5 protein-coding genes, 1 tRNA gene and 5 pseudogenes are annotated in these 12,177 nt (G+C 37.3%); 3 read left to right on the forward strand and 8 right to left on the reverse strand.

Features of this window, described 5'->3' with window-relative positions; genetic code table 11:
* Positions 1-619: 619 nt before the first annotated feature.
* Positions 620-1,579: pseudogene (locus CWI32_RS04715) on the forward strand (IS481 family transposase).
* Here CWI32_RS04715 and CWI32_RS04720 read toward each other — a convergent pair.
* On the reverse strand, positions 1,568-2,395 hold the full coding sequence (locus CWI32_RS04720) for a hypothetical protein (RefSeq protein ID WP_157799535.1): 828 nt from the start codon (positions 2,393-2,395) through the stop codon (positions 1,568-1,570). The pseudogene CWI32_RS04715 and the gene CWI32_RS04720 overlap by 12 nt on opposite strands.
* A gap of 41 nt (positions 2,396-2,436) precedes the next feature.
* On the opposite strand from CWI32_RS04720, the pseudogene CWI32_RS04725 reads away from it, so the two are divergent.
* Positions 2,437-3,369, forward strand: a pseudogene (locus CWI32_RS04725) (IS5 family transposase).
* A gap of 377 nt (positions 3,370-3,746) precedes the next feature.
* Here CWI32_RS04725 and tnpB read toward each other — a convergent pair.
* Positions 3,747-3,935 (reverse strand): IS66 family insertion sequence element accessory protein TnpB, encoded by a 189-nt coding sequence (gene tnpB / locus CWI32_RS04730; protein WP_075166711.1) that lies wholly within the window; start codon positions 3,933-3,935, stop codon positions 3,747-3,749.
* A pseudogene (locus CWI32_RS15320) lies at positions 3,932-4,346 on the reverse strand (transposase). The gene tnpB and the pseudogene CWI32_RS15320 overlap by 4 nt, the downstream one beginning before the upstream one ends.
* A 104-nt stretch (positions 4,347-4,450) precedes the next feature.
* Here CWI32_RS15320 and CWI32_RS15325 point away from each other — a divergent pair.
* Positions 4,451-4,692, forward strand: a pseudogene (locus tag CWI32_RS15325) (hypothetical protein); the annotation flags it as partial.
* Between the two features lie 51 nt (positions 4,693-4,743).
* Here the strand turns inward: CWI32_RS15325 and CWI32_RS15230 are convergent.
* The 5 genes and pseudogenes from CWI32_RS15230 to CWI32_RS04755 all read right to left on the reverse strand — a co-directional run.
* Positions 4,744-4,914 (reverse strand): annotated as a pseudogene (locus tag CWI32_RS15230) (IS5/IS1182 family transposase); the annotation flags it as partial.
* 192 nt (positions 4,915-5,106) lie between these two features.
* Positions 5,107-5,237 (reverse strand) — tRNA-Met (locus CWI32_RS15075).
* A gap of 773 nt (positions 5,238-6,010) precedes the next feature.
* Positions 6,011-7,663: a VWA domain-containing protein gene (locus CWI32_RS04745; RefSeq protein ID WP_100534774.1), complete on the reverse strand. Its 1,653-nt coding sequence runs from the start codon at positions 7,661-7,663 to the stop codon at positions 6,011-6,013.
* Positions 7,664-7,674: 11 nt separating this feature from the next.
* Positions 7,675-9,159, reverse strand: coding sequence for an AAA family ATPase (locus CWI32_RS04750; protein ID WP_100534775.1), 1,485 nt, complete (start codon positions 9,157-9,159; stop codon positions 7,675-7,677).
* A gap of 569 nt (positions 9,160-9,728) precedes the next feature.
* On the reverse strand, positions 9,729-12,176 hold the full coding sequence (locus CWI32_RS04755) for a DEAD/DEAH box helicase (RefSeq protein WP_100534776.1): 2,448 nt from the start codon (positions 12,174-12,176) through the stop codon (positions 9,729-9,731).
* Position 12,177 lies beyond the last annotated feature (1 nt).

Genomic DNA, 12,177 nt, shown 5'->3' on the forward strand with positions numbered 1-12,177 from the left:
ACTTGCTCAACTAATGTTTTGATGCATTTTGACCAATGACTACACAGCTATCTGTTACAAATATGACTATTGATATTTCATTTAAGCATAATATTATCAAAAGATTGGAATTACCTGAGGTAAGATATAATTAAATTAAAAGTGAAAATGATAATTTTTTTTGATTCATTATTGAAAATTAATAACCACCTAACTAAAGATTACTACTGTAATCTTTAGTTCCATATTGATTGAGAAAACCAACTCAATTCAAGTTGCTTTTTATGCCAGTCTACAATCCCATAAAGAAAAGAGCTTAATAGCCTCTTCTGAGTTTGAAGCAATGTACTATGATAAGATTAACCCATTAGGTCAGGTGGCCTAACTTAAATAAAAAGTCTCCGACAAACTCGGTACGGTTCACATCTCCTTTTAACTGACATTTAAACATTTATTAATGCATGTTTTTAGCCATTTCTACCAAAACAAATGTAAAATCAATAAACCACTTTATCGTTTTTCATTCAAAAACAGAGCATGTTAACTATGCTCTGGCTATAGCTTATTTAGTGGATAAATTTAGGTGTTTAGTCCCAGATTTTAATGGTGCAATATTCTCAGATAAATGGAAGGAAGCACTATGGGACAAGTTCTACACAGCAGCGCCACAACGACACAGGCAGTGCGTCGAGCAATACAAAATAGTCAAGAGAGCTTAAGAACGCTAGCCAAGCGTTACGGCATCAATCAAAAGACCGTCGCAAAATGGAAGAAACGTACTTCAGTAGATGATCTTACAACCGGGCCAAAGAATCCTCGCTCAAGCGTGTTATCGCCTGAAGATGAGGCGGCAATTGTTGCTTTTCGAAAACGCACTTTGTTGCCGCTAGACGATTGCCTTTATGCATTGCAGCCGAGTATTCCTTATCTGACACGCTCGTCGTTACACCGCTGCTTGCAGCGGCATGGTATTTCACGACTGCCTGAGGTACAAGGTGATCGCCCTGTCAGGAAGCTTCAAGAGCTACCCCATTGGTTACTTTCATATCGACATCGCTGAGATGCGAACAGCACAGGGTAAGCTTTATCTCTTCGTTATCTCTTCGTTGCCATTGATCGCACTTCCAAGTTCGCGTTCACTGAATTGCATACTAAAGCCAGTAAGATGGCAGCCGCGGAGTTCCTGCGCAATCTGGTTAAGGCTGTGCCCTATAGAATCCATACGGTGCTAACAGATAACGGCATCCAGTTCACGAACCGCACCTGTGATCGCTACGCCTCTGAGCACATCTTTGATCGGATTTGTACTGAATGTGGCATTGAACATCGTCTTACCAAGGTCAAGCATCCATGGACCAATGGACAGGTCGAGCGGATGAACCGAACGATTAAAGAAGCTACTGTCAAACGGTTCCATTACGACGATCACACTCAGCTATGCATTCACCTTGCTGATTTTATTGCTGCATACAACTTCGGCCGCAGACTCAAAACACTCAGGGGCCTGACTCCCTACGAATTCATCTGCAAACAGTGGACAGATGAACCTGAACTTTTTAAGATTGATCCGATCCATCAAATGCCGGGACTAAACACCTAGTAACATAGACGAACAATACAAATCATTTGGCATTAAATATGAATTAGATTTTTCTGCCATAAAAGACTGTAGGGCTTTATCCGCTTTTTCTAATAGGCTATTTGCCTGCTGTGTAGTAATCGGTACTGTTTGATGAAATGCGGTTAATTTTTTAGTGAACATATCTAAAATTTTTGGTGGATTTACATGCTCACTTTTTGGTGAATATGTGTATATACAGAATTGCTTACGTACAACATTCCCTTGCAAATCTTGCCATTTTAAAATATTGGTCGTCATAAAATTCATAAACGCATTTTCAGCATTTGAAATAGCACAACATAATCCACCATTATCATAATCCAATGCCTTTTCAATCAAATACTGCATGATAGGTGAAGACAGATCTAGCATATGTATCTGAGGACGATTCACTGCGACAGAGCGATCAATCGTTACATCTAATAAAGATGCTTTACCTAATATGCTTTTAAATTTTTTCTGATATTCGTCATTAAATCGGATACGAATATAGCCAGACTCGCTATGTAAAGTATGCTCAATATCCAAGAGGTCAAGCATACCTAAAATGAAGCTTTCGATATGGTTAGTTTCTACCTGAATATCTGTTCGAACACTATCAGCATCCCCACTTGTAGCATAAGATAAAATTTCTCGCTGGATATTCACTGCTTCTTTGGCATTTCTTAGTGCCTCTTCAATTCTTTCTTCTGTGCGCGAAACACCTATCTCAGTAAGCGTTTTCAAAACATCTTCAACGTCAACATATTGACTAAGCTCACCTAAAATTTCATCCTTCAATCGGCTTTGTTGCACAAACCTAGCATCAAAAGCTTATTCAGCAATATAATTTCAAAATGAATAAGCCTGCCTCTAAAATCTACCGTACAACCAATTGATCATCCTATAACCGAGCCTTAATTAACCGAGGTAATATTTCCATTTGGTTTGATCCAAAGACTCAGTGGTATGCACAATCACAAGGCAAGCAAGGTCGAAATCAAACCTACTCCGATACAGCGATTCAATGCTGCTTAATGATCAAATTACTATTCCGACTCTCTTTACGTATGGTCACAGGTTTTGTTCAAAGTCTGATTAAACTCTCTGGATTAGATTGGACAGCTCCGGATTATTCCACCCTTTGTCGTAGACAAAAGCATATTGATATTGCGATTAGCTATCAAAAAAGTAGTGATGGACTGCATCTACTCGTAGACTCTACTGGTTTGAAGTTTCTTGGTGAAGGTGAATGGAAACGCAAGAAACATGGGGCTGAATATCGTCGCCAATGGCGTAAGCTTCACATTGCTATAGATGCTAAAACCCTGCAAATACGTGCAGTACAACTCACCACAAATAATGTCAGTGATTCTCAAGTACTCGAAGATTTACTTGCTCAAATTCCCTTGGATGAACCAATTGATTCTGTTTATACAGATGGTGCTTATGACACAAAGCACTGCCGACAAGTCATTTTAGATCGAGATGCACATGCGATCATTCCACCTAGAAAGAATGCAAAGCCTTGGAAGGATCAGCAAGCGAGGTCTATAGAGCGGAACGAATTATTAAAGACAGTCAAACGGCTAGGCAGATCGCTTTGGAAAAAGTGGTCTGGTTATCACCGTCGAAGTTTGGTTGAAACCAAGATGCATTGCATCAAATTATTAGGCGATAAATTAACAGCGCGGAGTTTTCCAAGTCAGGTGAATGAGATCCATGCACGCATGGCAGTCTTGAATAAATTCACAGAATTAGGTCGCCCTCATACCCAAGTTGTCTCTTAAATTTGAGCAGCTTAAGGGAACTCAGCCTTTCAAACCTTTATGCAACAAAGCCATAGACAGGTGTTTTCTAATCTTGATTATGAGTTTTGCAAATCAATTTGAAGCTAAACTTCGATAATATTTATATTATCTGGATTATTTTGAGTTAATACAATTAACAAAACAGAAAGTGTAACTTCCAAATGGAAGTTACGCTTAAAAGATTTTTTAATGCACTTTCTTGTGCAAATTTTTAAGTCTTTATTGACTACTCAATTTTTTCATGCTGCTTTAAGCTATATTCAGATCATTGCCTGTAACTGTTCTTGACTGAGAACTACTGTTTCACCTTGGTGAACTTGAACCAAGTGGAATTTGCCTTGTTCCAACCGTCGGGCTCAGAGCCAGATGCCCAGGCCATCATGCACTAGCACTTTCATGCGATGACCACGTTTATTATAGAACAGGTAGGCAAAATGTGATTTGATGTAGCCAAAGGCTCTCAGCACCTGAGCCATAGCAGTACCCATCCCCGCATACATGCCCATCGGCTGAGTAGAAAGCCAAATTTCATCGATAAGGATCATATTGCCAGCGCCTTGAGTAATTCTGCCAAGGCGGGCATTTCTGATGCCTGCCATTTTAACTGGCTCACGTTATTGGTATGCGGCACAGCGATATGCAGTGTGATCATCACATCAATAGGTTGACTGATCGCAGCTGTATAAAGCAAAGCAATAAATGCTGGCTTCACATAATCAGGATCCTGCACGACACCATCATGATGACTGAAGATTCTGATTTTTCGGCTGACGAGGTTGGTATTAAGACCATGCTTCAATGCAACCGAGGCAATCGATGTTTTAGGATCTTTGCAGGTGTTAGCAGCATTGTAAAATACCCCCTAACGGCTTTTACAATGCTGAGTTTAAATTCTTTGCTATATGTTCTACGTTTTTAGCAACGGGAGGTGTTGCAGAATATAGATCCATGCTCATGGATTAAATCTCCACTTGTTTTTAAGTGGAAACCAAATTAAGACTTATAGGACAGCTTAGCAAGATAAGTTAACCATATGCTTACGTTGAAACGGCTTTATTGATTTATAGCTGATGAAGTAGTGTATATCACCTAACTGGATGCCTTTGGCATTACCATGACAATCCATTACCACGCAGAATCTTTGGTGGACATTTTCCAATTCACATTTGGCCTCGACCATTGATGTGGGCATTTGAATGTCATGACACTTCTAAAGATTTGATTTTAAAACGCGGTGAACCTCTATTTTATTGTCAATTTGATAGTTTTGTTCCACCACGCACGATAAAACTAATTCAAGCTGCTGTGTTGCATAGACATTCAAAAGCTGAGTTTTCCCCAATTCATTCAAATTTAAGTGATAACTTGGGTGTGAGGTCTACCCAATTCCGTAAATCTATTCAGAACTACTACACGCGTGTGAATTTCATTGATCTGACTTTAAAAATGTCTTGCCGTCAGCTTATCTCCTAATAATTTGATACATGGCATTTGGGTTACCACCAAACTACGACGGTGATAGCCCATATTAGGCCGCCCTATACCCACCACATTGTCACTTTAATTTGAGTACCTACAGAAAACTCTATTTTTAAATCGTTTGTTTATCAAAGCCAATGGAAAATAATGTTGATTCATTCCGCTTACTATTTGCTTACCAGAATCTAAAAACAAAAAAACCACTTACGATTAGTGCACGTAAGTGGTTGTTTTATATGGTGGGCCCAGACAGACTTGAACTGTCGACCAACGGATTATGAGTCAGAACAGCATTTCATTTTTTCACTATAAAAAACAATATGTTATAAATACCAAAGATAGTAAAACTCAATAAAATCAATAGGACCGCCCTCAAAACACATAACCTCATGAACTGTAAAGGTTTTGTGGTTTTTCCGCCCCTAAAACCGCATTGAGTGTGATTCTGTAAGTCCAAGAAAATACACCTATATTTTTTGCGATGGACCAGTAATGGACCGAACTTTTCCCTCATGTCTTGGATGGACCGTAGTAACTAAGTTCATGTTTTTCAACAAAACTTCCTTCGACCGTAAACGACCCTAGTTTCTGGAAGTCAATTTGCTCATTCAGAAACAGGACCATATCCGACTGCTGTACTGTAAAGTGCGGATTTGCTAGATAATTTGGAAAGGTCAATCACCCACAAAAAAAGTAAAAAATAAACAAAACTCCACCCTAGCTTTCATCAAAGTCGAAGAAAAATAATCCAAAATCACTAAATCTCTACTATCCTTCTTTTTCCACCTCACTCAATCTTTCTGCTCTGCTCAAACAGCTCTGTGAGTACACAAAGCTGTAGACCGAGCAAAGATGTTTGACTGAGCACTAAAGATCAATGAGATCAATTATTTTCATTGCCCAAAATACAAGACTATCCAAGCAAAAAATGTAACTCACTGAAATCAGCAAGATATCTAAGACTAAGCTGCATCATCAAAGAACTCCTCCTCTACGATAATCAATCGTGATCGTACTAATGGACATGATGTATCTGACAAACACTCACCTGTCATGGAATCAAATACCCGTTCGCCAACAATTAATACATAACGTGAGAAAATGAATTCTTCTGGTATTGTTCTATATTTCGCCAACTCAACTAAATAATTAATATTTCATCACTAAAAGAATCCTTTTTCTTAGCCCCTGCACAAAGTACAGAATAAATCATTAAATCTAATTCAGATTTTTCCTTATTCAAATATTTACTGAATTTGGATGTAATTGAACAATCACCATCCGAAATCATTAAAATATCAGCCTTTGTGTAGTCTTTCTCACCTTTAATAATTTCGATAGCTCGTTGGAGTGGTGTTTCAAAATTAGTGCCACCATCAAAGCCTTGATCTAAAAATACAAGTAAACCACTCAAATCTTGTGATTCCCGCATTTGAAATTCTTTAATTTGCCCCTCTGCTCCAAACACAAGAACATATAAATGTCTTTTTTCATTGTTTAAAATTTTTGCTATTGCGAATAATAAAGCTTTAGCTTTTTTCATAGGCAAACCACTCATGCTTGCAGATGTATCCAAACAAGCAACGATAGGTCCAGTCCACTTTTTATTAGCCTCTAACTGTTCACCATTTATTAAAGTAGTACCTTGAATTTCATACGTTAATAAATTTTGCTCAAGTAATCTTGCGTAAAAAAGGTTTTCTAGTGTTTCATCTTCAAGATTAATGAGTTCATTTGGTAATAAACACATTAGGTCAGCACTACGATGAATACCATGTACTTCATCTTTACTTCTACTAGAAATTTTACCTTGTTTTTTTCTTTCTTCTGAAATGTAATTCCGTCCCATTTTACGAACTAATTCTTGAATAGATTTATTATTTTGTATCTCATCTACTAATCTCTGAAGATTAGCTTTTGATTGTTTTAATTGCCTATAAGTAAGTTGTGATTCAGGAAATAGTTCTAAAAATGACTTCGATTTTTGATACACATCCAAAATATTCTGCAAATTTTGTCCAAATTGCTTTAGTTGATTAACAACCTTAGGCGGAATATTTTCATCACTAATTTCTTGCTGATATTCGTTAAGTTCTGAAAGTTCCTGATGCAACTGTTGAATAAATTGAGGATTCAAGATTTGATCTTGATAAAGATTTTGAATTTCTTGCCAATCTGGTTCCTGTACTTTCTCCTGTTTGTTTTCCCAATCCCACAATAACCATTTTTTTGCATTAAGCTTATTTCTGGCAAGTTGTTTTAATTGTCTAAAGTTTGTTGGCGAATCTGTAAAAGATCCGTATTCTGGAATTTCTGGTTTCGGATAATTATCATCGACAATTAGTGCTTTGGTTTTCTGCTTAGATACATAATGTTGTGGGGAGTACTCAAGACATTTTATTGAAAAACTGTGACAATTACTATAAATCAATCCATAATAACATCTTTCACTAACATGCGCTTTGGATTTAGTTGCGACTATTTCATTTCCTACGGGATTTCCATCACGATCACAGGAAACGTAAATTTTATTCCCTAACCAACTACTATCTGTGAACTCACTAGCTGAACTCAAACGGACAGTACTTTCACGATTGAATAAGCTATCCACGACAATATTAGAGATTTTTTCTCGACCAATATAAATACCTGAATGTTCGACAGAAGCATATAAGGGAGAATAAACTACACTCCCTTCAATAGGAATAACTGACTTACGAAATTTACTATCTATAAAGTATTTAATAGACTTGAATAATGTAAACGTAGACAAATATGCTAAAGCAAAAATCATATTCAGCAGTCCTATAACCAAATATTGTTTGCTAATTGCTGTTTTAGGACGTCTTGATCCAAGCTAGATTCTTCAATAGTTTCAGTCGGAATTTCCTTAGTTGGTTGTTCTAGAAATGTCGTATTAATAGGAGTCGTACCAATTAAGCTTTTCGTTCTGCTATCAACTGAACAATTTATCACTGTACTGTCTATACTTTTATAGGCCAACCTACTTTCTAAAAAATTAATATTTTGAATTTCGACATTTTCAATATTTTGGAACAAAAAATAATTGGAATTAGAGTTAGCATATACCTGATGATGTAATCCAACACGAAAACCTTTACCCTCGTAGATACCTTTAAAATTTTTAATAACTGCATAATCTCTATAATGTAAATAAGATCTGCCTACACTACCAATTTCAAATAAACTAGATTTTAAAATTTGGATATCTTGTGTCTGTTCGAAATGGAAACCTTGCATCCCTATACTCGGTTGATTTAATAGTTGTAAGTCTCGAGAATGAGAAATTTTGAAAGGATTTTCTTTTGTTCCATTACCCTTTAAATCTGGATGATGAAATTGCGCCTCAACTTCTTTAACTCTTGATCTTATTGGCATTGATTTAAGTATTATATCCAATACTTTTTTCGCATTATCAGGGTGATTCCATACGCAGTCTTTTAAAAGCATTACATCTGAATAATCGACCTGATTTCTACCATTTGTCACTGCAGAAATGCGTAATAAATGCAGTACTTTGATTAATCTACGGTCTGATAGAACCTCATCTTTATTCTCTTTAAAAGCTGCTTTACATTCTTTCCAAATTTGCATGACCAGATTTTGTATTTCATTAGGGAAAATGACCTGATTTGCTTGTTGTCTAACTTCTTCGATTTGCTGATTTCTAAGCTGATACTTACTTTCAATCGTAGTTTTCAAAGGAAGATTAAATAATTGCTGAATCTGATCCTCATCCACATAATCTACAAATTTACGCATAAGGAAGCGATCATATAAAGCTGAAAGTTCATCTTGACCAGTAGGTAACTCATTCGATGCAGCAATCAGACAATGTATCGGTACAACTTCCGCATTCGTACCATTATGATAAATCTTCTCATTCAATATGGTAAGCAACGCATTCAAAATAGAAGAGCTTGCTTTGAAGATTTCATCTAAAAATGCAATTTGTACGGTCGGCAAATAGCCTGTTGTTTTTCTATGGAAACGATCTTGCTTTAAATCACTCAAAGACAAAGGACCAAATATTTCTTCTGGCGTAGAAAACTTAGTCAGTAAATACTCAAAGTATTTATCAGTATTTTTCTCACTGGCTAAGGCCTCAGACATTCTACGACTTAGCATACTCTTACCTGTTCCTGGCGGACCTACAAGTAGGATGTTTTCACCTGCAATAAGACTTAGCAATGCTGATTTTATAACTGCATCCCTACCGATAAAACCCGTATTTAATTGAACTAATAATTCTTTGATTGTATCTTTCATAAATGTTTTTAATTACTAAAAATAAGCTTTGTTGACTAGTAACTCAAATTTCAAATATAAATTCAACTTAAAAAATAACAATATAAAAACCATCTAATAGCTGCTAGACAAAACTCGTAACTCTGACCCTAATATTTAATGGTACTCGGTCAAACAAAGACTTCTCTGTAAAATTTAAAAAATAAAGATGGTTTTTTATGAATTAATTCCACCACTCAGAAACAGGACCATATCCGACTACTGTACTGTAAAGTGCGGATTTGCTGGATAATTTGGGAAGATCAATCACCCACAAAAAAGTAAAAAATAAACAAAACCCCACCCTACCTTTCACGAATGCCGAAGAAAAATAATCTAAAATCACTAAGTCTCCACTATCCTTCTTTTTCCCCCTCAATCAATCTTTCTGCTCTGCTCAAACAGCTCTGTGAGTACACAAAGCTGTGAGTCGAGCAAAGATGTTTGACTGAGCACTAAAGATCAATGAGATCAATCATTTTCATTGTCCAAAATGGCAAAGCTAACTAAGCAAAAAATGTAACTCACTGAACTCAGTAAGGTGCATAAGGCTAAGCTACATCATCAAAGAACTCCTCCTCTTCGATAATCAATCGTGATCGTACTAATAGAGATGGCGTATCTGACACACACTCACCAGTCATTGAATCAAATACCCGTTGTCCAATTTGGAATTGTGGGGATACATTCTTGTATTTCGCCTGCTTTTTTGCTGTAGTCAAATACTGATAGTTACCAAATACGATACCATGGAACTCCAAATAACGTAGATCAGGCTTCTTCGCATTGCGGTCCTTCACTGCAAAAAAACGTACAAAGAAGTTGGCTGCCTTGCTAGGATCAATCACCATTTGCTTGGTCCTCATATCCAACTTCATTCCAGACACTAGCTTTTGATCAAGGAAGGTTTTCATTGGGATATGTGTCTTTTTCTGTACGGCTGTGAAGGCATCTGTAATCCATGTAACAGCTTCATCAGGACGAAGTCGATGAGCCCCAAAATAGCGATCTGAACTATAGCGATAAAATCTGTTCACAAAGTATCGGACAACGATATTGTCGGCATAAGCTTTGGCAAGCATAATGACCTTTTCCGACTCGTTCCTCTTCAGAATCTGATAAATGTCCTCAAGATTGCTAATATACGTGGATAAGATTGCTATTGTGCTAACCAGTTCTGCTGTGACTTCTGGGTATGGCACAACGTACTTTGCAACCAATCTCTGCACATAAAAATCATCCTCTTCCTGCTCTCGTAAAATAAATACACTATAGTTTTTCAGCAAAATCTTGCTTTCAGTTTCACGATCAGGCAAATCTTGTGATGTATGACTCTCAGCAAATGGTTCTTCTGGCCCTTCGTCATCCTCATAAATCGCATATTCGTCATCCTCATAAATCGTATCTTCATCAATCCTATTGCTCATTCTGATGTTACGACTTTCCTTGACTTCTTGCTCAGTTTTGCAATCCTCAATCTCTGGCTCAACACTCAAGAATATCTCCATGGCAGTATCAATACTATCCTGCTTCTGCTGCTCGTTGCTCTTCTTGGCTGCACCTAAAAATGACAGTATCGACTTGTCAGTCTTCAGGCTATGATCCTCTCGTAATGTCACATTGCAAGTCGGCAATAACTCCTGAATTCTGAATTTGAAATACGAAAAATTCTGATAGCTACATGCTTTGTCCATGCGGTAATACGCAGAAGAAATACTGGCAATATTTTTTTTCACAGCCCCATTGATAACAGCAAATATTTTTGAACCACTAAAGTATTCGAAAGTCTCGTTCAAGGTATTCACCTTCCGATATAGAGATGCATAGGAATGTTTTTCACACTCCTCATCATCGTCCCCAACCAGTTGATAGTCATCGTATACACTGATCAAAAGATCAGAAACAGTATTAATTTTCTCCAAAAACTGCATATTCTTTTTCAAATAAATGTCATGTAATTTTTCTGGTGCAACTGTTGTATCTACCGCCATATTGGTATGTAGCACAATGAAGCATGGGACTGTTGCATTTCTCAACCGCCCAAGGAACTGTACCAGCTCTTCTGGATGTGCATCTTTACCAAGAACAAATACCGAATCAATCTCCTCTTGTAAATTGTTCAAGTTGATTGCCTCATCCATGATGGAAGTACTCAGCACCACATCAATATCTTTCGGGATCTCCTGCCGATGGAACATTTCCTTCACAGCGTCCTCATGTTTGTTTTTACTATGAACCACAAGCACTTTGAGCTTGAACATACTTTCAAACAACTTTGCAATCATTTCGCACTTTTTGCGGTTGTTCAGTCGTATCAAAATCTTGCCACGCTTGCCCTCTTTTTTCACAGTGTTGATACGGTCCATGACTAAATGGACGAAACTATATTGGTCCCCTTTTTTGAGCAACACCACCTCAACATTTCGGCTCAAACTATTTTCTGAATACACGGTGTAAGTGTGATCCAGTGGGATATCCAAAGTTTTCCAACAATGCTCCGTAAATGTTGCAGTGAGGAATACGATAGTCGGAAATTTCTTTTTAAGGATGGAATACAAGAGGCTATTCAAAGCTTCATAACGATAGCTTCCTGCTGAATAGAGTTTGTGACACTCATCCACAACCAAGAGCGTTTTGTCCTGATATCCTTTTGGCAAGCACTCTCTCACCTTCTCCAGTTTTTCATAGGTACATATCACTACATACTTGCGACCTTTTCTAAAGGTGGTTTCTGAAGGAACATGTTTGTCATAAAAAAAATGGTATTCTGTCCCACTGAATTGCTTCTTGTAAGCCTCCTTCAGTTCCGTCACTTTCAATACTGAAGGCATAACTATCAACACATAATCATAGTCTTTCGAAAACTTTTCAGTGACCACAGTTGTCTTACCAACACCTGTACCAGCCTGAAGCATTGTCAGTGCGTTCTTCTGAACAAATACATCACTATCTGCGAGATATTGACCCTGCTTCAAGTAAAATTCCTTAAGTTTAGGCATA

Origin of the sequence: Acinetobacter pseudolwoffii, from assembly GCF_002803605.1 — a bacterium.
Taxonomy (GTDB): domain Bacteria; phylum Pseudomonadota; class Gammaproteobacteria; order Pseudomonadales; family Moraxellaceae; genus Acinetobacter; species Acinetobacter pseudolwoffii.